The sequence below is a fragment of the Vibrio sp. 1-2 (7-a) genome (assembly GCF_013048515.1).
Taxonomy (GTDB): Bacteria; Pseudomonadota; Gammaproteobacteria; order Enterobacterales; family Vibrionaceae; genus Vibrio; species Vibrio diabolicus.
This window is the reverse complement of record NZ_VHSQ01000010.1, coordinates 1-20,545: the sequence shown is the minus strand read 5'-3', so window position 1 is coordinate 20,545 and position 20,545 is coordinate 1. Positions and strand designations below refer to the sequence as shown.

The following is a 20,545-nucleotide window of genomic DNA, read 5'->3' as shown; positions in this document are numbered from 1 at the left end:
GTTTAGTGACGTTTAACAATTTTACGTGGAATCAACTCAACACCCGGTTTATAACGTTTGGCGGAAGCGTTGAGTGCTAACTCCATTGCACTGTCCGCGATCAACTCAAATTGTTGAGGTAAAGAGTTGATTTTCACTGGCAAGAAGTCCAGCAGTCGATTATCACCAAACGTCGCTAGGCGCACTTTGCTCATGAGTTCTGGCTTTTCGAGCATCACATCCAACACACCTTCTAACAGTGTGTATGACGTTGTGACAATGGCATCTGGCAGCTCGTTCTCTGCTAGCCATCTCTCTAAGACTTTCTTGCCTTCTTCTCGGGAGAAATGCTGCCCATAACCCACTGTTGCCGTTTTGCCACCTTGTTGAGAAGCGGATCGAAAACCGAGCTCACGCTCTTTTGAAACTTGAAGGTCTTGCAACGCTCCAATCAAGCCTATGGACTTTATATCCTCGGACAGTACTGACTGAGTGAGTTCAAGTGCGGCGTCAAAATCTTCGCTGATGACACAACAAAAGTGCTCATCATCCATTGGGCGGTCTAGCGCGATAACTGGCGTACCAGAATTTTGCAACTTAAGATAATACTCGTTTGCAGTGGGCATACCACTTGCCACAAATAACGCATCAATGCGACGACTGACTAACGCTTCCGCCACCTTTTGCTCTGTATCAGGATCATCATCAGAGCAGCCAATTAAAATTTGGTACCCTGCTTTACGCGAGTTTTGTTCAATCAGTTTTGCAAGACGCGCATAACTGGTGTTTTCTAAGTCTGGGATGATAAGCCCAAATGAGCGTGAATTACCTGCTCGCAAAGAGGACGCCGCATGATCTGGCTTATAATTGTATTCTTCTACAACGGCCATCACTTTCTTCTGAGTCTTCTCGCTGATGCGGTATTTCTGCGCTTTTCCGTTAATCACATAGCTTGCAGTTGTCTTAGAAACGCCTGCTAATTTGGCTATTTCATCCAGTGTCATATTCTAAACCTTATTCTGTGCGCGCGATCATATTAATACATCAACGATCTTTCGATAAGTTGAATTATAAGCTGAACCGATTCAGTATAAAAGCTGAAAGGATTCAGCAAAACTTAAAAATTGACGTAAATCACCCGAATACACAACAAACCAATTTGTGAGCTAGGCTATAGGACAGCGGCAAAGGCTCGTTTGTTAACGTCAGTTTTTAAAACAGTTTTTCTGAGTCTTTTAAAAAATTTGCCAACAAGCTGAATCGATTTAGCTTGAAAAATAAAAAGGTTTGAGGAGTGATAATCGCTCAGAAGAAGCGGCGTTCAACTTCTCACACAGAATACATTTTTAAATTGATACCTTAAGGCTGGAGAAGCACCATGCTTAAGCTAAATAAGAACGACATTACCCTCTCGCAATCAGCGACAGATAAGTTTGCAGCAATCAAGAATATTGCGCAAAGCCTGACAGACAAAGGCCTTGTTGAACAAGGTTATGTGGAAGGCATGCTAAACCGTGAAAACCAAAACTCTACGTTTTTGGGGAACGGTATTGCCATCCCGCACGGCACGACTGACACTCGCTCAATGGTGAAAACAACGGGTGTTGCTGTGCACCACTTTCCACAAGGTGTCGACTGGGGTGATGGTAACACGGTATTCGTCGCTATCGGCATTGCAGCTAAATCTGATGAGCACCTTGGCATTCTTAAACAGCTAACGAAAGTGCTAGGCGCTGACGGCGTAGAAGAACGCCTACGTAATGCAAAAAATGAAGACGAGATTATTGCCCTGCTCCACGGTGATGTTCAGCTTGAAGCAGACTTTGACGCTTCTTTAATTCAACTTATGTTCCCTGCGAGCGATATGCTACAAATGAGTGCTGTTGCTGGTGGTCTTTTGAAAAACACGGGCTGTGCTGATAACGAGTTCGTCGCAGATCTCGTTACCAAAACACCAACTCACTTAGGTAATGGCCTTTGGTTAATTGGCAGTGACAAACATGTAACTCGCACAGGCGTGTCATTTGTCTCGACGGCAAACGACTGCGAATATGAAGGTCAAAAAGTGCGTGCACTTGTCGCGTTTGCGGCATGTAACAATGCTCACCAGCCTATCCTAAAAACGCTTTCTAATATCGTGTTTAACAATGAGCACGGCAAGCTTTTAGATGCATCAGTAGAACAGATTCTTGCTTTGTTTAAAGGTGAAGAAGTCACAGCCGCATCCTCAGAAGAAGGCAATACCGCTGTATTTAAAATCAAAAACTCTCATGGTTTACATGCTCGTCCGGGTGCAATGTTAGTGGCGGAAGCGAAAAAATTTGAATCCACTATTCGCGTTGCCAACCTAGACGGTGATGGCAAAACAGTAAACGCGAAGAGCCTAATGAAAGTCATTGCGCTTGGCGTTAAGCACGGTCATCAACTTCAATTTACTGCGGAAGGCCCTGATGCACCGCAAGCCTTGGAGTCTATCGGGAATGCTATCGCTTCTGGCCTTGGTGAAGGTTAAGGAGCCGATATGACGAACAAAACAAGTAAAGTTGTCACTATTACGCTCAACCCGGCATTAGATTTAACAGGTTCAGTAAATGAGCTAAACGTTGGTTCCGTGAGCCTAGTGCAGCAAAGCAATCTCCATGCTGCAGGTAAAGGTGTCAACGTAGCAAAAGTGTTGAGCGATTTAGGCGCAGATGTCACGGTTACCGGCTTTCTTGGTAAAGATAACCCTGAGCTATTCCATCAGCTTTTCAATGACATCGGCGTTAAGAATGAGTTTGTAGAAGTACAAGGTGCCACTCGTATCAACGTCAAGCTCGTTGAGGCTAATGGCAACGTTAGTGACATTAACTTCCCTGGTGTTCAAGTAACGGCTGACGAAATTGCTCGCTTTGAGGAGACGCTATTCCGTCTCGCAGAGACTCACGATTACTTTGTGCTTGCGGGTAGCTTACCTGGTGGCGTAACCGCCGAACAATGTGCTGCGTGGATAAAAGCACTGCATCAACAAGGCAAAAAGGTGTTGTTCGACAGCAGTAAAGCCGCATTGAAATCAGGTATTGAGGCTCACCCATGGTTGATTAAGCCTAACGATGAAGAACTTGGTGATTTTGTTGGCGAACACCTAGAAACACCAGAACAATGCCAAGCCGCCGCGCAAACACTGAGTGACAAAGGCATCGAGAACATTGTTGTGTCGATGGGCGCTGACGGTGTGATGTGGCTAAACCAAGGCAAATGGCTTCGTGCACACCCCCCTCGAATGAATGTGGTAAGCACCGTTGGCGCAGGCGATACGCTAGTTGCTGGCTTGTGTTGGGGCCACATGCAACTGATGCCGAAAAACGATTTATTGCGCTTCGCTACAGCACTTTCTGCCTTGGCAGTTAGTCAAGTCGGCGTAGGGCTAACCAGTCAGGAAGAACTGGAGAACATCAAGCAGCAAACTGAAGTTAGCGAGCTTTACCCTATTACAAACTTAGAACAAAACTAAGGAACAGAAGGTTATCGTATGAATATTGCCATTATTACTGCCTGTCCGAGCGGTGTTGCAAATAGCATCCTTGCGGCAGGGTTACTAGAACAAGCAGCCGCAAAATTAACCTGGAATGCAAAAATCGAATGTCAATCAAGTGTGGTTGAACCTACATTGCTGACGGAAGCTGACGTTGAACAGGCAGAAGTCATTATCATTGCGGCAAATACTAGCGTGGATACTTCTCGTTTCGTAGGGAAAAAGGTTTACCAAGCGGAAATCAGCGAAGTAGCAAAAGACGCAACTGCGTTTCTCCAGCAAGCGGTTGAAAACGCCACTTTACTTGAAAAAGCAACCACACTTGCAGCCCCTATCACTCCTGAGGCAACATCAGCAGCGAAGAAAATTGTCGCAATCACCGCTTGTCCTACTGGCGTTGCGCATACCTTTATGGCAGCAGAAGCGCTAGAAGAAGAAGGCAAACGCCGTGGCCATCAAATCAAGGTGGAAACTCGTGGTTCAGTTGGTGCGAAAAACCAACTGACAGATCAAGACATCGCAGACGCTGATCTAGTGATCATTGCTGCCGATATCGAAGTGCCACTTGACCGCTTCAACGGCAAAAAGATGTACCGCACGAAAACAGGCCCAGCTCTGAAGAAAACAGCCGAAGAGATGGACAAAGCATTCGAGCAAGCCACGATTTACCAACACTCAGGTTCTGCAAATTCTGCTTCGGCAGCGGACGAGAAGAAAGGCGCTTACAAACACTTGATGACAGGGGTATCGCACATGCTGCCTGTGGTTGTCGCTGGTGGTTTGATCATCGCCCTATCGTTCGTGTTTGGTATTGAAGCATTTAAAGAAGAAGGCACGCTAGCAGCAGCGTTGATGAACATTGGTGGTGGCTCTGCATTCGCATTGATGATTCCTGTTCTTGCGGGTTACATCGCGTTCTCAATTGCTGACCGTCCGGGTCTGGCTCCTGGTCTTGTTGGCGGTATGCTGGCAAGCTCAACGGGTGCTGGTTTCCTAGGTGGTATCGCAGCTGGCTTCATTGCCGGTTATGCAGCGAAGCTCCTTGCGGACAAAGTAAAACTCCCACAATCGATGGAAGCGCTTAAACCAATTCTGATCATTCCATTTGTAGCAACACTGTTCACTGGCCTTGTGATGATATACATCGTAGGTGGCCCAGTTTCAGGCATCATGAACGGCCTGACTGACTTCCTAAACAACATGGGATCTGACAGTGCAGTTCTGCTAGGTATTATCCTTGGTGCGATGATGTGTTTCGACCTAGGTGGCCCAGTAAACAAAGCCGCTTACGCATTTGGCGTCGGTCTATTGGCTTCGCAAACTTACGCGCCAATGGCAGCAATCATGGCTGCTGGTATGGTTCCTGCGCTAGGTATGGGTTTAGCGACCTTCATTGCGAAGAACAAATTTGAACAAAATGAACGTGAGGCTGGTAAAGCATCATTTGTATTGGGCCTGTGTTTCATCTCTGAAGGCGCAATTCCATTTGCCGCCAAAGATCCAATGCGTGTGATTCCATCTTGTATGGCAGGTGGCGCGCTTACTGGTGCCCTATCCATGCTGTTCGGTGCAAAATTAATGGCACCACACGGCGGTCTGTTCGTACTGTTAATCCCTAACGCAATTTCACCAGTGTTAATGTACTTAGTGGCTATCGCAGCTGGTACAGCAGTAACTGGCTTTACTTACGCTTTCTTAAAAAGCAAAGCAGAAGCCAAACAAGAAGTCGCGGCATAAACAGAATTACACCGCTTAACAATGCCACCCTCGAATTTGGCATTCAGCACCTCCCTTTAATTCCGGTTAAGGGAGGTGTTTTTTATTCCGCAGCCGGAACGGCAACAATGTCTACTTCCCCACTGTTCATATCCACGGTAGCTTTATAAGTACTATGCGGATCACCGTAATGTTTAAAGGTGAAGTGGTATACGTTGGCCGGCGTCCACAAAGTTTTCGAATCAGCGGGCATAATGTCATAGCCATCTTGCTGATAAAGCTCTGTCGCCATTACATTCGCAATTGCCGCCTGCTGGTTTGAGTCACGATCCACCTTTGGCTCCAAAGAAGGGTTACTCGGGTAAGATTCACCGTTGTAACTCATGAGTCGATATGAGCCATTACTCCAAACGATGAAATCTTGCCAGCCATTGCTGTAACTATCTGCAAGTACAATCGGCGTGCGAGTTATAGACATTCGATTGATAACGTTCCCCTCGTTATCAAACATATAAGCTGCACAACCACCGCTGCCACAGAAATAACGGTCTTGTAGTAATACAATGTGTTCTGCATTGCCATCGCTGTTTAAGTCGGCGCTACCCGATATATAACGTAGATTGTCTTGTTCGAGTGAAAGCCCTTCAGGCGCTAAAACCTTGTTATCAATCCAGTTGGAGATGACTTCAGTGCTAACGCTGTTGATTTTAGGAACGGCTTGCTTAGCCTCTTCTGTAGTCATACTGTCTGTCGTAGTACAGCCGACCAAGGTGAAAGAACCGACGAAGAAGAGTCCGTGTAATACGCGCTTGTTCATGTTATCTCGCTCTTTGATGTGTCGTTCCATCAGTATACGCATGATTTGCATTGCATTCGTAAGAAAATCATTAGAATCAAGTAAATGAATGGGTTGCTGTACATTGGTAAGATCAAAAAAGCCCTGAAGAAAACCTTCAGGGCTAGGCAGGAAGCTGGCAAATAGCCAGGAGTCCCTATGCAGTGGTCGGTTTTACCCTAAACAGAATCGCAAACATCACTGGCACTACAATCAGTGTCAGTACTGTAGCAAAACCAAGACCTGCCATAATCGTTATTGCCATCGATCCAAAGAAGGCATCGAAGACGAGTGGAATCATCCCCAAGATGGTCGTCAGAGCAGCCATACTTACCGGACGAACACGACTGATCGCACTATCGATAATCGCGAGGTAAGGCTCTTTCCCTGACTCCAACTCAAGGTTAATTTGATCAAGCAACACAATACCGTTTTTCAAAATCATCCCACTTAGGCTCAGCAAACCAAGGAATGCTGTAAAGCTGAACGGCATATTCGTGGTAAGCAAACCAAAAGCAACACCAATGATCGCCAACGGCACGGTGAACCAAATGACCAACGGCTTTTTAATTGAGTTAAACAGCAAAATAGTAATGATGAACATCAACAAGTAACCCATAGGCAACGAACCAAACAGACCTTCTTGCGCATCTTTCGATGATTCATACTCACCACCCCATGTGATTTCGTAACCTTCTGGAATATGCAGTGCCATCACTTTAGGCTGCACACGCGCAAATAAGCTTGCCGCCGTGTCGTCGCTCAACACATCGTGGTCAGCGAGCACAGTTAACGTGCGCTTACGGTCACGACGCTGAATTAGCGGCTCGCTCCAATCCAATTTAACGCCATCAATCACTTGGTCGACCGGAATATACGTTTGCAGTGATGGGCTCCAAATGGTCACGTTTTGTAGTGATTCAAAGTCCACGCGTTCTTCTTCAGGAAGGCGCGTCATAATTGGCAAAGTGTGTGTACCATCGCGTAAGTAACCCAACGTGCTACCACCAAACGCCATTTGCAGTGTGCTTGAAAGATCTTCTTTCGAAATGCCTAAGCGGCGAGCTTTAGACTCATTGAAAACAGGCACCAGCTCCTTAGTACGCTCTCGCCAATCGTGACGAATATTTCGAGCGCCAGGGTCGGTATGAAGGATATCTTCCACTTGCACCGCCAAGTCACGTAAGACTTGTGGATCGGGACCAGTAATACGCGCTTCGATCTTAGACGCTGGCGAAGGGCCAAATTCCATCAATTTAAATTGAAATGTCGGTGCATCAAACGTCTTCGCAAGGTTAGCGTCTAACTTGTGCAACAAACCGAACATGTTCTCACGATCAGTAGCGCGAACTTGGAACTGGGCGTACGCTTCGTAACTTTTCTCTGGCTGATACGTAAGAGCAAAACGCTGCAAACCCTGCCCAATTGAAGCAGAAACAAAGTCAATATCGTCTTGCTGACGAATGTAGCTTTCCACTTCTTCGGCTTTTTTGATCGTTTCGCGGATATCCGTACCTTCTGGCATCCACATATCAACGTAAAACATCGGCGTGTTCGATGGTGGGAAGAACTGCTGTTTTACATTACCAAATGCCACGACAGCACCCACTAATAGCGCGACCATGCCAGCAACCGTTAGCCAACGGAATCGCAGTGCGAATTTCAGCGATGCGCCAAATACAACAAACAGCCAACCTTTGTAGGGATCTTCTTCGTTAGTATCTTGGCCCTTGTCCTCTTCTTTCAACAATAGATCTGCGAGGAATGGCGTCAGCGTAATAGCGGTAATCCAGCTCAAAAATAGTGAGAAACACAGCACCCAGAATAGAGAGCCCATGAATTCACCCGTTGCATCTTGCGACAAACCGATAGGTGCAAAAGCCGTAATCGCAATGATGGTTGCGCCAAGCAAAGGCCACTGTGTTTGCTTTACAATATCGACGGCCGCTTGAACTTTAGTGCGCCCTTTTTTTAGGCCAACCAAGATGCCTTCCACGACCACAATCGCGTTATCAACCAGCATACCCAGAGCAATAATTAACGCGCCAAGAGAAATACGGTGCAGCTCGATATTGTTGTAGTTCATCAAGATGAAGGTACCGAACACCGTCAATAACAGCACGACGCCAATGATGACACCACTGCGTAAGCCCATCGTAAACAGCAGAACGATGATAACGATCGCCACTGCCTCTGCTAGGCTAATTACGAACGCTTTAACGGACTCATCCACTTCATTGGCTTGGTTGTAAAAGTAGTTCATATCGATGCCAGCAGGCTTGATAGACTCAAGGCTCGCAAGCTCCGCATCCAAACGTTCGCCAACCTCAACCACGTTCACACCTGACGCAAACGAGATACCGATATTAATTGCTTTTTGACCGTTAAAGAGTACGACGTTGCTTGGCTTCTCTTGGATACCACGAGAAATCGTTGCTACGTCTTTTAGACGAATTAGGTTCCCAGTGTCACGACCATGAATGATCAAGTTTTCTAGCGCTTCTACGGTGTTTAAGGTACCACTTGGACGAATGACAAGGCTTTCGCCATTGACCATCACTTCCCCTGCTGAAACCACATTGTTTTGTTGGTTCAACAAGCTCGCAACCACGTTCATGTCTAAGTTCAGCGCGGCAAGGCGGTCAAGAGAGATCTCAACAAACAGCATTTCTTGTTGATCGCCCGTGATATCCACCTTTCCTACGCCATCAACCAGCTCGATTTCACGAGTCAGGTAATCAGCATAGCGTTTTAGCTCGACATAATCGTAATCGTCACCAGTGAGCATCAGCATCACGCCATAAACGTCACCGAAATCATCAATGATCTGCAAAGATTGTACGCCCTGAGGCAAAGTTGGTCGCAAGTCATTAATTTTACGGCGCATTTCATCCCAAATTTGCGGCAGTTCATCAGGACCATAGTCCATTTCCATACTGACCGTGATTTGAGACATACCATCAGAAGACGTAGAGGTAATTTTGTCTATGTAAGGGAGTTTTCGAATCTCTTTTTCTAAAGGATACGTCAGCTCTTCTTCAACCTCTTTCGACGTCGCGCCAGGGTATGTTGAAATGATCATGGCATCTTTAATCGTAAATGCCGGGTCTTCTAGTCGTCCAAGCTCCAAAAACGACGTTAGACCACCAACAGCAAGGATAATAATGAACAACCAGCTGATGACTTTATTTTTTATTGAGTACTCAGCAATGTTCATTATTGTTTATTCTCCACAACATCCAAATGTTTCCCTTCACGTAATTTACGTAGGTTTGAATTAATCAGAACGTCGCCTTCCTTAACTCCCGACGACACAATGGCTCCGTTGCCATTTACTTGAGAAATCATCACAGGCACCTGAGTGACAACGTCACTCTCCTTTTTCCATACAAAGAACTCATTCTCTTCGCTGCCCGCTTGAAGCGCCGTTACTGGAATACTGTAACCATCGATGGAGGTAATCCCCGCTTTCACCATATCGACCAGAACACTGACGCTGGTTCCCGGTAGAATCTCTGCTTTTGGCTGTGGCATCGTCAAATACATTTCGTAAGTTTGAGTTTCGGAGTTAGGCTCACTTGTGTGCTCTAAATAGTCCAAAGCAAATGTGTCACTAATGCCGGAGAAGGTTGCTCTAGGCTTGTAACTCATGTTGTCTGAATTTGGGTCCACCATAGCGAGAACATTGTCGGAAAGCTCAATACGCACGTACACCAAATCGTTTTGATATAGGTTCAACACCGGCTCCCCAACTGCCACACGTTCAAAACGCTCTTTGAAAACGTCCGACACTTTACCGGCAAACGGGGCGAATAAACGGGTGTAGTTCAATTGATTGGTGGCGTTATAGAAATTAGCCTCTGCCAACTCTTTATTAGCTGTTAGCTCATCAAGCTCGGCCTTTGAGATCATCTGACGTGCGTGTAGGTCTTCGCCGCGTTTGAGCTGACGAATCGCTAGTGTATATTGCGCTTCTGCGTCATTTACGGCTTGCTTTTCTTTACTGTCATCCAGCTTTGCGATCATTTGGCCTTGCTTAACAACGTCGCCCGCTTTCACCAACACGTGTTGAATTTCTCCCGCGCGGCGGAATGCCATAGGTGTTTTCTCTGCTGGTACAACTATTCCTTTAAAAGCTCGATATTGGCTTTGTACCGGCGCATCCACAGAGACAGTCGACACAAAAAGCGGCTGCTCGACGACAGCTTGGTTTTCATTTTTGCAACCCGTTAAAACTGCAAGCGCAATTGCAGAGATCGTAAATAGAGATCGTTTCATTAAATGCCTCCCTCACGAACCCAAGCTTTCACGACTTGTCCTTCGACCAGTCGCTCAACGCCAGCAACAACAACGTAATCATTGTTATCAAGCCCTGCTTTCACACCTCCAGAGGCATCAAGAGACACTGTGACTTTATTAACTTGCTGTGTGTTTCTGTCCATTACCCACACTTCGCCTTGCGTCTCTTTTTTGTTTACCCAAGCGGATTGAGGCAACGTCATCGCGTCCGATAGATGTTGTTTAGCTATGTGTACCTGCCCTGTCATACCTGTTAGCAAATTGCGATCTTCTGGTCGAGTTATAGTTACGATCGCCTCATAACTATTGGTATCGACATTTGGCTGAGTCGAAATTTCTTTAAATTTTCCAGGGATACGTTTTCCTGGCTCGCTATCCATCGTCACCCACATATCGGAATTTTGCAGTGACTCAAGTGATACGGATTCCGCATAACTGACTGGCAGTGTGAACGATACATCTAAGGTCGTATTATCGATAAGATTCAGGATCTCTTGCTTCTCTGCGACCACTTGAAACGGGTTGACATAGGTGTATGACACGATGCCATCAAAAGGCGCGTGAATCTTGGTATAACTCAAATCTGTTTTGGCTTGTTCGTAGTTTGCCAATGCCGCTTTATATTGAGTTTCTTTCTGGTCGTACTCATCTGTACTAATCAGCTTTTTTCCATAAAGGTTTTTCGCGCGCTCCCATTGCGTTTTTGCTAACGCGAACTGAGCTTGAGAGGCGTCTAACGCAAGCTGAAGATCTTTAGGGTCTAACGTTGCAAGCACTTCACCTTTTTTTACCTCTTGGCCCATGCGAACAAGTAATTCATCGACCTCACCACCAACCTGAAAAGAAAGCTGTGCGCGATGTGTCGCATCAATACGCGCTAAAAAGGCATGCGAGTCTTCAACTTCTAGATCTTTCACCGCCAGTAATTTTACAGGTTTGATTAAAGGTTCAGACGGCTCGGAAATGGCTTTGTTACACCCAGTTAGCATGCCAGAGAGACTTAATGTCACCACAGCACCAACTAAAGTGCGCTTTAAATATTGTTTTCGCACCCGCTTTCTCCGTAGGTTTTATATATTACACAGTCGTGCAGTATATGCAGAATTTGAAATTGATCAACATATTTTCCAGGTGGAAAGCAAATTAATTAGTCAAAGCGTCCGGTTTCTGGTAAAAGTAAGCGCGTTGATTAATATTCGGGAAAATTCGAACTATGAATGAAAGAAAGCAGGGGCGTAGAAGTGCTGAAGCCGCAGAACAAACTAAGTGTCTGATCCTTAAGGTGGCAGCAGATATGTTTTGTGAACTTGGTTACGAGCGTGTCTCACTGCGCAATATCAGTGAAAAGGCTGGTGTTTCACATAGTTTGATCCGTCACCACTTCGGCAGCAAAGAGAAGATTTGGCAAGCGGTTAGCGACGCGATGGATGAATTCATGCAGTGCTATATGGCTGAATTAATCAATGAGATGCCTGAGAACACACCTTCGAATAGAAAAATTTATCTGTTTATGGTTCGCATGCTGGCATTTGCGCTCGTTAATCCTCACCCAGTACAGATGATCGCTGATGCTATTCGCCAAGGCGATGATGGTGCCCTGCTGCAGTATTTCTTAAAGTCAAAAGATGAGTTTGCTGCGATATTTACCGGAATTTTTGAGCAGTACAACAGTGAAAACCCTAACGCCCAATTTGATCAGTGGGAATCAAAGTGGCAGATGTTGATTTTTGCACATGGTGCAATCAGTCTTACTCCGATGATGCAAGAGACATGGCCTGACATCGCTGATAATCGCGAAAAAATGCTGATCAAACATTGGGAGTTGTTCAATACGATCATGGCGTCTCAGTTTGGGATTGCAAAAGAAGACATGATTCATCCGGAAAAACTTGAAGATATCGTTATCGACATGTGTTGTACAATCGACAAAGCGGTCGGATAAGGCTGCAGAAACTACGATAACTTCCAAGCGTATAAATAAAACCGATATACATAAAAATGCCGAGCTAGAAAGCTCGGCATTTTTGCTTGTTTCTTGCCTCCGAATACGCGAAGAATGACAATAATGAGTAACCTAACCGCGGTAGTAACGTTGCGGTACAAACGGCATTTTCTCAACCGTCATTGGTAGCATTTTTCCGCGTACTTCAGCGAACAATTCGGTACCAATCGCAGCAAGATCAGCACGCACATAACCCATTGAGACAGGCTTACCTGCATTTGGACCCGCAGTGCCGCTGGTTACAACGCCAATTTTAACCCCATCAGCATCAAACAATTCCGCGCCTTCACGGACTGGTGCTTTTGTTTGGCCAACCAAACCGACACGCTTGCGCGCCACATCTTTGGTCTCGATCTGCTTAAGAATAATATCCGCACCAGGGAAACCACCTTCACGTTCACCGCCGATACGACGAACCTTTTGGATGCCCCATAACAAGCTTGCTTCTACAGGCGTAGTTGTTGTGTCTAGGTCGTGACCGTATAGGCAAAGACCACACTCAAGACGAAGTGAATCACGAGCACCAAGGCCAATCCATTCAACTTCCTCTTCCGCGGTCAGTTTACGTGCGAGTTCTTCTGCCTTGTCAGCAGGAACCGAGATCTCGTAACCATCTTCGCCAGTGTAGCCACTACGAGAAACAATGCATTCGGCGCCTAAAATATCGACTTTACGAATATCCATGAACAGCATGTCAGAAACTTCTGAGGCAAAACGCGCCAATACAGCTGCCGCTTTAGGACCTTGGATCGCAAGCAGAGCACGGTCTTCGATAATGTCTAGCTCAACACCAGATGGCAAATGCGCTTGTAGGTGTGCAATGTCTTGTTCTTTGCATGCCGCGTTCACAACCACAAAAAGATGATCGCCTAGGTTCGCTACCATCAAGTCATCCATGATGCCGCCCTCTTCATTAGTGAAGAACGCATAACGCTGTTTACCAGACTCAAGATCCACAATATCTACTGGCACTAATGTTTCTAGGAACGCAGCTGCACCGTCACCAATTAGGCGAAGTTGTCCCATATGAGAAACATCAAACAGACCTGCCGCATCACGAGTGTGTAAGTGTTCCTTTTTTACGCCTAGAGGATACTGAACAGGCATATCGTAACCCGCGAACGGGACCATTTTGGCACCAACTTCAACGTGAAGTGCGTGTAGTGGTGTTTTCAGTAGTTCTTGAGTCATTTTCGTCTCCATTTAGATAGACCCGAGAATGCTATCGGCATTCGATGTGTTTCCAATAATAAACACGGCTCATTCTATTTTGCACGAACAAGACGTAGATCGACTTGCAAAAGTGTGACTCTTAACATTTTAATCACAACAAATCGTACAAAAAAAGCGCTTTAATGAGTGTATTCTCATCAAAAAAGCGCCTTTTCATCATAACGACCACCGACAGCAATCGTTTGCTTTCACTATAGGAAATTTACAATAATTTATTACTATTTGGCTGTCACCCACAAAATGTGCGCATCTTCCTCGCTAACACTGGTCAACATATGTCCCATGTTCGCATCGTAATAGACGCTGTCGCCCTCGCTTAGAACGACAGGTTCGTAGAACTCAGAATAGAACATGACCTCACCAGATAAGATAAGCAGAAATTCTTCACCATCATGACGAACCCAGTCTTTATATTCATCAAAACTGCGAGCACGAATTTGGCTCTTAAACGGCATCATTTTCTTATTGGAAAGTTGAGTAGCGAGCAGTTCATGTTCATAGGTTTGCGTTGGGTGTGGTTTGCCTTCATTCTTCTTGGTAACATCCCTACGCCCTGTCGCAACCTTTTTTCTAGGTGGCTCAAAGAGTTGCGGCATATCAATTTGTAAGCCAAGCGCCAATTTTTGCATTGCTTGAAATGTCGGAGAAATCTGCTCATTTTCTATTTTACTCAGTGTAGAACGAGCAAGCCCTGTTCGCTGACTGGCTTCTTCTAGTGTAATACCAAGTTTTGAGCGGATATCCTTGATACGCTGACCCAGCTTTAATGGCTCGATATTTTGCTCATTTTGCTCTTTCGCTAACGTCATCGATGGGTATTCATCGTAAATACTTTCTGCCATAAATCCCTCTATAGATATCCTTATTTTTATCCTACTAGCATTGTGCATGAAGCACATAGTGGATAAAAGTCCACCAAGTGAATTAAACCGTGCTCTTGTTAACAATTTTTGAAATCTTGTTTCCTATAGGAAATTTTTGGTTGATTGTTCCCGCTGCAGGCGCTATGTTACCAACTTGTTAGATGTAGAGATGCATATTTCCGTAAGAGATTGGTAAAGGAAACACGCAATCCGACGGAGTTTTTGCCCACATTTAGGGCCGGATGTTCACTCTGTTCTGCTATGCAGTTCAGCTGTTTTGAGGACAAATGAACCACAACCGCAAATCATAATTCATCTATTGCGGGTTCATTTTAAGATTTGGAAGGTCAACTACCATGAATAAGAGTTACCCTAACCACAGCTTGGAAAACTTTTTCTCTACCAACCTCTCTGCGACAGATGATGCTGTCTTTGCTGGAATTCAGGCGGAATCCGCTCGCCAAAACGAACAAATCGAACTTATCGCTTCTGAGAACATTGTTTCTAAAGCGGTAATGCAAGCTCAAGGCACATGCCTAACAAACAAATACGCTGAAGGTTATCCAGGTCGTCGTTACTACGGTGGTTGTGAGCACGTAGATACAGTGGAAGCCATTGCTATCGAACGCGCGAAAAAACTTTTTAATTGCGAATACGCAAACGTTCAACCTCACTCAGGCGCTCAAGCAAATGGTGCGGTGAAACTGGCTCTTCTTCAACCAGGTGACACCATTCTTGGCATGTCTTTGGACGCTGGTGGCCACCTAACACACGGTGCACGCCCAGCACTTTCTGGTAAATGGTTTAACGCAGTTCAATACGGCGTTGATCGCGAAACACTAGAAATCAACTACGACGACGTTCGTGCACTTGCAGTAGAGCACAAACCAAAGATGATCATCGCGGGTGGCAGTGCTGTTCCACGCGTTATCGATTTTGCTAAGTTCCGTGAAATCGCTGACGAAGTTGGCGCAATTCTTATGGTCGATATGGCGCACATTGCTGGCCTTATCGCAACAGGTGCACACCCTAGCCCATTGCCACATGCGCATGTTGTGACAACCACAACACACAAAACATTGCGTGGCCCTCGCGGCGGTATGATCCTGACTAACCACGAAGACATCATTAAGAAAATCAACTCGGCCGTATTCCCTGGCCTACAAGGCGGCCCACTGATGCACGTTATCGCAGCAAAAGCGGTTGCATTTGGAGAAGCGCTTGGCCCTGAATTTAAAACTTATATTGATTCGGTGATCAATAACGCAAAAGTACTAGCGGAAGTATTGCAAACTCGCGGTTGCGACATCGTAACTGGTGGCACAGACACGCACCTAATGCTGGTTGACCTTCGCCCTAAGGGCTTGAAAGGCAACAAAGCAGAAGAAGCTCTAGAACGTGCTGGGATCACATGTAACAAAAATGGCATCCCATTCGATACAGAGAAGCCTATGATTACATCGGGCATCCGTTTAGGAACGCCTGCGGGTACAAGCCGCGGCTTTGGCGCTGAAGAATTCAAACTCATCGGTAATTGGATTGGTGACGTACTGGATGGTTTGGTGAACAACCCAGAAGGTGACGCAGACGTTGAAAAACGCGTTCGCAAAGAAGTAAAAGAACTTTGCAGTCGCTTCCCTCTTTACCAATAAACGATTTTTTTAAAAATCACAATAATTCCTGACAAGTTATTTGGAGATTAAGCAATGGACAAAACACTGAAGTTTACAGATAGCCACGAGTGGGTACGTGACAACGGTGACGGCACAGTAACACTTGGTATTTCTGAGCATGCGCAAGAAATGTTGGGTGACGTAGTATTCGTTGATCTACCAGACGTAGAAGACGAAGTAGAAGCAGGTGAAAGCTTCTCTTTGGTTGAGTCTGTAAAAGCAGCATCAGATATCTACTCTCCTGTTACCGGTGAAATCGTAGAAATCAACGAAGAACTAGAAGACAGCCCAGAGCTAATCAACGAAGAACCGTACGAAGGTGGTTGGATTGTGAAAGTGAAGCTTTCAAACCCATCTGAGTTGGATGACTTAAAAGACGCGGAAGAATACCTAAACTCTATCGAAGAAGAGTAATTAGGATGTGACGAAAGCTGTTCCCTAGCCTTTTTAGAGAGCAGCTTTTTTTCTAGGTTCGGACGTATAATTAAATGTGTCACTAACGACCATTTCCGTTACCCGAGCCAAGGAGTAGGTAAAGGACAATGACTGAATTACTTCAAAGCCTCAGCACACAAAATGAGTTCGTTGGACGCCACAACGGACCAAGCAAATCAGACCAACAAAAAATGTTGGATGCCATCAACGCGGTAAGCCTTGACGCCCTCATCGAAGAAACCGTGCCTGCACAAATTCGCCTAGAACAACCAATGACGTTGGCAGAAGCGAAAAGCGAAGCAAACATGCTAGTGACGATGAAGCAGTTTGCTAAACAAAACCAAATTAAACGTACATTCATTGGCCAGGGCTACTACAACACGTTTACTCCAAACGTCATTCTACGTAACGTGCTAGAAAACCCTGGCTGGTATACCGCTTACACACCTTACCAACCTGAAATCTCTCAAGGTCGCTTGGAAGCACTTTTAAACTTCCAACAAATGATCATCGACCTAACTGGTATGGAAATCGCGAACGCCTCATTGCTAGACGAAGCAACAGCGGCAGCAGAAGCAATGACTCTGTGTAAGCGCGCAGGTAAGAGCAAGAGCAACGTATTCTTTGTGGCTGACGATGTTCACCCACAAACGCTAGAAGTAGTAAAAACTCGTGCAAAATTCATCGGCTTTGAAGTTCTGGTTGGTTCGCTAGAATCCCTACCAGAGCAAGACGTGTTCGGTGCATTAGTTCAATACCCAAGCACAACAGGTGAAGTTCGTGACCTAACGGACATCATCGCAAAAGCGCAAGCAAACAAAACGCTTGTCACTGTTGCGACTGACCTGCTTGCTTCTACCCTATTGAAGCCAGCTGGTGAAATGGGCGCAGACGTAGCAATTGGCTCTGCACAACGTTTCGGCGTTCCTATGGGTTACGGCGGTCCACACGCGGCATTCATGGCAACGCGTGACAAACACAAGCGTACCATGCCAGGTCGTGTTATCGGTGTTTCTATCGATACTAACGGCAACCAAGCACTGCGCATGGCAATGCAAACTCGTGAGCAGCATATCCGCCGCGAAAAAGCGACATCGAACATCTGTACCGCTCAAGCATTGCTTGCGAACATGGCGTCTTTTTACGCGGTTTACCACGGCGCAGAAGGTCTACGCACTATTGCTCGCCGTACACACCATATGACTGCGATTATCGCCGCTGGCCTAACCAAAGGCGGCTTTGAACTTGCTCATAACAGCTTCTTCGATACCATCACCATCAACACAGGTTCAAAAACAGAAGAGCTTTACGCAAAAGCACTTTCAGCAGGCATCAACCTACGCCTACTACCTGGCAAGCTAGGTATTAGCTGTGACGAAACAACCACGGTCGCTGATGTAGAAGCACTATTTGCAGTCTTTGGTATAAAAGAAGACGTAGCAGCACTATCGACGGAAATCGCAGGCAACGAGTTTGCGGCAATTCCAGAAGCGCTACGCCGCACAACAGAATACCTGACTCACCCTGTATTCAATACGCACCACAGCGAAACGCAAATGATGCGTTACCTGAAACAGCTAGAGAACAAAGACTTCTCGCTAACGCACGGCATGATCCCACTAGGCAGCTGTACGATGAAGCTGAACGCAGCAGCAGAGATGATCCCAATCACTTGGCCTGAGTTTGGTTCTATCCACCCATTCGCGCCAGCAGAACAAGCGGCGGGCTATGCAGCACTCGCAAAAGATCTTAAAGAAAAGCTTTGTGAGATCACAGGCTACGACGCATTCTCACTTCAGCCAAACTCTGGCGCATCGGGTGAGTACGCAGGTCTTATCGCGATTCAACGCTACCACGAAAGCCGTGGCGAAGGTCACCGCAACGTATGTTTGATCCCAAGCTCTGCGCACGGTACTAACCCTGCGACAGCATCTATGGTGTCAATGAAAGTTGTCGTGGTTAAGTGTGATGAAGAAGGCAACATCGACATCGACGACCTAGCAGCGAAAATCGAGAAACACAAAGACAACCTATCAAGCATTATGATCACTTACCCTTCTACGCACGGAGTTTACGAAGAGAAAGTGAAAGAAGTGTGTGAAATGGTTCATGCCGCTGGCGGTCAGGTTTACCTAGACGGCGCTAATATGAACGCGCAGGTTGGTCTAACATCACCAGGCTTTATTGGTTCAGACGTTTCTCACCTAAACCTACACAAAACCTTCTGCATCCCGCACGGTGGTGGCGGTCCAGGTATGGGGCCTATCGGTGTGAAATCTCACCTAGCGCCTTTCCTACCAGGCCATATTGAAGACGGTGTAGAAGGCGAAGATTTTGCAGTATCAGCAGCAGATATGGGTAGCGCTTCTATCCTACCGATCTCTTGGGCTTACATCGCAATGATGGGCGAAGCAGGCCTAACAGATGCAACAAAAGTAGCAATTCTGAACGCAAACTACGTGATGGAAACACTTCGCCAACACTACCCTGTTCTTTATCGTGGCAAAAATGGTCGTGTAGCGCACGAATGTATTATCGACATTCGTCCACTGAAAGAAGAAACAGGCATCAGCGAAGAAGACATTGCGAAGCGTCTAATGGACTACGGTTTCCACGCACCAACTATGTCGTTCCCTGTGGCGGGCACGCTAATGGTAGAGCCAACGGAATCGGAAGATCTAGAAGAGCTAGACCGCTTCTGTGATGCGATGATCGCTATCCGCGAAGAAATGGAAAAAGTGAAAAGCGGTGAATGGCCACTAGAGAACAACCCTCTCGTTAATGCGCCACACACACAAGTTGACCTTTCTGCTGAAGAGTGGGACCGTCCTTACTCTCGCGAGCTTGGCTGCTTCCCTTCTAAAGCGACCAAATCTTGGAAGTACTGGCCAACAGTAAACCGCGTAGATAACGTATACGGCGACCGTAACCTAATCTGCTCGTGCCCAAGCATCGATAACTACGAAGATTAATTTTTGGTAGTGATCACAGATAACCAAGTTGGAAACTGTGATAACCGAGTTGGAAACCGATAACTAAGTTGGAAACTAACTTGAAAACAAAAGGCGAACCATTTGGTTCGCCTTTTTCTAAATTACGCATAAAGCCTTGCATTGTAGCACTCTAGCAGACTCTAGTTTGGCAACGGGTCTCCGATAGTTAAGCTCAGAAAGATGTTGAAAGCTTAAACCACAAGATACATGTTTTCGATCGTGCTAGCTGTCAATAAATTGGAGGAAATTGTCCCTAAAAAAGGAAACTTGAACATTTCTAATCAATTGAAAATAAATGACTTTTAAGTTTAGAAAGTTCCTTCAAACTATCTCTTACGTAGTCATTATCTGGCTCAACCTGCAAAATGTAACTTCCACGCCCTATCACCTCATCTAAATACAGTGGCTTTAAGGGCTTGATACTACCATCGAACTGACTCTTTCCACTTTTAATCAAGTAGTAGCTTTCTTGACTGACGATACGCTCGTCTCATTTTTTTGGGGACACGGAGAGAACTGTCTCCAACTAGTAGACCAGTAACAACCTTTCTCTGATTCGGTTTCAATAAACGAACCTTATCTTCATTTATAGGTAATCCAAATCCCTCTATATTAGCTTTGATTTCATTCTGTACATCATCAGATATAGAATTTCCCGAAAAGGTAAGATCATCCGCATAACGTGTGTAAGTTAGCGAATATTTTTCAGAAATATTTTGAAGTGCGTCATCCAACTCTTTCAAGATAATGTTGCTCAATATCGGGCTTGTACAAGCTCCTTGTGGCAGTCTTCCATTATAGGTACAAAGATTTGAAAGAACAGAAGCTACATTATTAGAATATCCGCAGTTAAGATAAACCCGTTTAACTTGTAGATGTAGTGGTCAACTAAAATTGGCCACTGTTTTAGAGTTTTCCCAATATAATCGTTCTGACTCATTGGGAGTTAGACCACCGTTATACTGATGTGGCCTGAGTTGACAGTAATATCCAATGATGTAGC

Annotated in this window: 14 protein-coding genes and 1 pseudogene; 7 read left to right on the top strand and 8 right to left on the bottom strand. The window is 45.7% G+C overall.

Annotated features, from left to right (window positions below):
* Positions 1-2: 2 nt before the first annotated feature.
* Positions 3-983: a catabolite repressor/activator gene (cra, locus tag FKN08_RS18915; protein WP_006742265.1), complete on the bottom strand. Its 981-nt coding sequence runs from the start codon at positions 981-983 to the stop codon at positions 3-5.
* A gap of 374 nt (positions 984-1,357) precedes the next feature.
* Here cra and fruB point away from each other — a divergent pair, with 374 nt between their 5' ends.
* The 3 genes from fruB to fruA are packed head-to-tail and all read left to right on the top strand — an operon-like array spanning position 1,358 to position 5,230.
* The gene (gene fruB, locus FKN08_RS18910) at positions 1,358-2,491 is read left to right on the top strand and encodes a fused PTS fructose transporter subunit IIA/HPr protein (protein ID WP_005397987.1); all 1,134 of its coding nucleotides are present in this window, start codon (positions 1,358-1,360) and stop codon (positions 2,489-2,491) included.
* Positions 2,492-2,500: 9 nt separating this feature from the next.
* Complete coding sequence (gene pfkB / locus FKN08_RS18905) at positions 2,501-3,472, top strand: 1-phosphofructokinase (RefSeq protein ID WP_170892689.1); 972 nt, start codon at positions 2,501-2,503, stop codon at positions 3,470-3,472.
* Positions 3,473-3,490: 18 nt separating this feature from the next.
* Entirely contained in the window at positions 3,491-5,230 is a 1,740-nt protein-coding gene (gene fruA / locus FKN08_RS18900; protein ID WP_167427470.1) for a PTS fructose transporter subunit IIBC, read from the top strand.
* Between the two features lie 82 nt (positions 5,231-5,312).
* Here fruA and FKN08_RS18895 read toward each other — a convergent pair whose 3' ends face one another.
* The 4 genes from FKN08_RS18895 to FKN08_RS18880 all read right to left on the bottom strand — a co-directional run bounded on the left by FKN08_RS18895 (position 5,313) and on the right by FKN08_RS18880 (position 11,395).
* On the bottom strand, positions 5,313-6,026 hold the full coding sequence (locus FKN08_RS18895) for a hypothetical protein (RefSeq protein WP_170892727.1): 714 nt from the start codon (positions 6,024-6,026) through the stop codon (positions 5,313-5,315).
* Positions 6,027-6,201: 175 nt separating this feature from the next.
* A complete protein-coding gene (locus tag FKN08_RS18890; RefSeq protein ID WP_048625002.1) occupies positions 6,202-9,261 on the bottom strand; it encodes an efflux RND transporter permease subunit in 3,060 nt (1,019 codons plus the stop codon).
* Positions 9,261-10,322 carry an efflux RND transporter periplasmic adaptor subunit gene (locus tag FKN08_RS18885; protein ID WP_170892688.1) on the bottom strand — a complete coding sequence of 354 codons (1,062 nt, stop codon included), beginning with the start codon at positions 10,320-10,322 and terminating at the stop codon, positions 9,261-9,263. The genes FKN08_RS18890 and FKN08_RS18885 overlap by 1 nt, the downstream gene beginning before the upstream one ends.
* Entirely contained in the window at positions 10,322-11,395 is a 1,074-nt protein-coding gene (locus FKN08_RS18880; RefSeq protein WP_074190630.1) for an efflux RND transporter periplasmic adaptor subunit, read from the bottom strand. The genes FKN08_RS18885 and FKN08_RS18880 overlap by 1 nt, the downstream gene beginning before the upstream one ends.
* A 161-nt stretch (positions 11,396-11,556) precedes the next feature.
* Here FKN08_RS18880 and vdeR point away from each other — a divergent pair, with 161 nt between their 5' ends.
* On the top strand, positions 11,557-12,285 hold the full coding sequence (gene vdeR / locus FKN08_RS18875; protein ID WP_006742273.1) for an efflux transporter transcriptional repressor VdeR: 729 nt from the start codon (positions 11,557-11,559) through the stop codon (positions 12,283-12,285).
* A gap of 132 nt (positions 12,286-12,417) precedes the next feature.
* Here vdeR and gcvT read toward each other — a convergent pair whose 3' ends face one another.
* Together gcvT and FKN08_RS18865 are read right to left on the bottom strand one after the other, a co-directional pair.
* A complete protein-coding gene (gcvT, locus tag FKN08_RS18870) occupies positions 12,418-13,536 on the bottom strand; it encodes a glycine cleavage system aminomethyltransferase GcvT (RefSeq protein ID WP_170892687.1) in 1,119 nt (372 codons plus the stop codon).
* Between the two features lie 260 nt (positions 13,537-13,796).
* On the bottom strand, positions 13,797-14,420 hold the full coding sequence (locus FKN08_RS18865) for an XRE family transcriptional regulator (RefSeq protein WP_164665596.1): 624 nt from the start codon (positions 14,418-14,420) through the stop codon (positions 13,797-13,799).
* Positions 14,421-14,797: 377 nt separating this feature from the next.
* Here FKN08_RS18865 and FKN08_RS18860 point away from each other — a divergent pair, with 377 nt between their 5' ends.
* From FKN08_RS18860 to gcvP, 3 genes are all read left to right on the top strand, one after another.
* Entirely contained in the window at positions 14,798-16,093 is a 1,296-nt protein-coding gene (locus tag FKN08_RS18860) for a serine hydroxymethyltransferase (RefSeq protein ID WP_170892686.1), read from the top strand.
* 54 nt (positions 16,094-16,147) lie between these two features.
* Complete coding sequence (gcvH, locus tag FKN08_RS18855; RefSeq protein WP_046876056.1) at positions 16,148-16,528, top strand: glycine cleavage system protein GcvH; 381 nt, start codon at positions 16,148-16,150, stop codon at positions 16,526-16,528.
* A gap of 128 nt (positions 16,529-16,656) precedes the next feature.
* On the top strand, positions 16,657-19,521 hold the full coding sequence (gene gcvP / locus FKN08_RS18850; RefSeq protein WP_170892685.1) for an aminomethyl-transferring glycine dehydrogenase: 2,865 nt from the start codon (positions 16,657-16,659) through the stop codon (positions 19,519-19,521).
* Between the two features lie 470 nt (positions 19,522-19,991).
* Here the strand turns inward: gcvP and FKN08_RS18845 are convergent.
* A pseudogene (locus FKN08_RS18845) lies at positions 19,992-20,336 on the bottom strand (reverse transcriptase domain-containing protein); the annotation flags it as partial.
* Positions 20,337-20,545 lie beyond the last annotated feature (209 nt).

What these genes read in the sequence shown, in the direction of transcription:
- cra (WP_006742265.1), bottom strand. Translation starts at nt 983, where the DNA reads ATGACACTGGATGAAATAGCCAAATTAGCAGGCGTTTCTAAGACAACT.
- fruB (WP_005397987.1), top strand. Translation starts at nt 1,358, where the DNA reads ATGCTTAAGCTAAATAAGAACGACATTACCCTCTCGCAATCAGCGACA.
- pfkB (WP_170892689.1), top strand. Translation starts at nt 2,501, where the DNA reads ATGACGAACAAAACAAGTAAAGTTGTCACTATTACGCTCAACCCGGCA.
- fruA (WP_167427470.1), top strand. Translation starts at nt 3,491, where the DNA reads ATGAATATTGCCATTATTACTGCCTGTCCGAGCGGTGTTGCAAATAGC.
- FKN08_RS18895 (WP_170892727.1), bottom strand. Translation starts at nt 6,026, where the DNA reads ATGAACAAGCGCGTATTACACGGACTCTTCTTCGTCGGTTCTTTCACC.
- FKN08_RS18890 (WP_048625002.1), bottom strand. Translation starts at nt 9,261, where the DNA reads ATGAACATTGCTGAGTACTCAATAAAAAATAAAGTCATCAGCTGGTTG.
- FKN08_RS18885 (WP_170892688.1), bottom strand. Translation starts at nt 10,322, where the DNA reads ATGAAACGATCTCTATTTACGATCTCTGCAATTGCGCTTGCAGTTTTA.
- vdeR (WP_006742273.1), top strand. Translation starts at nt 11,557, where the DNA reads ATGAATGAAAGAAAGCAGGGGCGTAGAAGTGCTGAAGCCGCAGAACAA.
- gcvT (WP_170892687.1), bottom strand. Translation starts at nt 13,536, where the DNA reads ATGACTCAAGAACTACTGAAAACACCACTACACGCACTTCACGTTGAA.
- FKN08_RS18865 (WP_164665596.1), bottom strand. Translation starts at nt 14,420, where the DNA reads ATGGCAGAAAGTATTTACGATGAATACCCATCGATGACGTTAGCGAAA.
- FKN08_RS18860 (WP_170892686.1), top strand. Translation starts at nt 14,798, where the DNA reads ATGAATAAGAGTTACCCTAACCACAGCTTGGAAAACTTTTTCTCTACC.
- gcvH (WP_046876056.1), top strand. Translation starts at nt 16,148, where the DNA reads ATGGACAAAACACTGAAGTTTACAGATAGCCACGAGTGGGTACGTGAC.
- gcvP (WP_170892685.1), top strand. Translation starts at nt 16,657, where the DNA reads ATGACTGAATTACTTCAAAGCCTCAGCACACAAAATGAGTTCGTTGGA.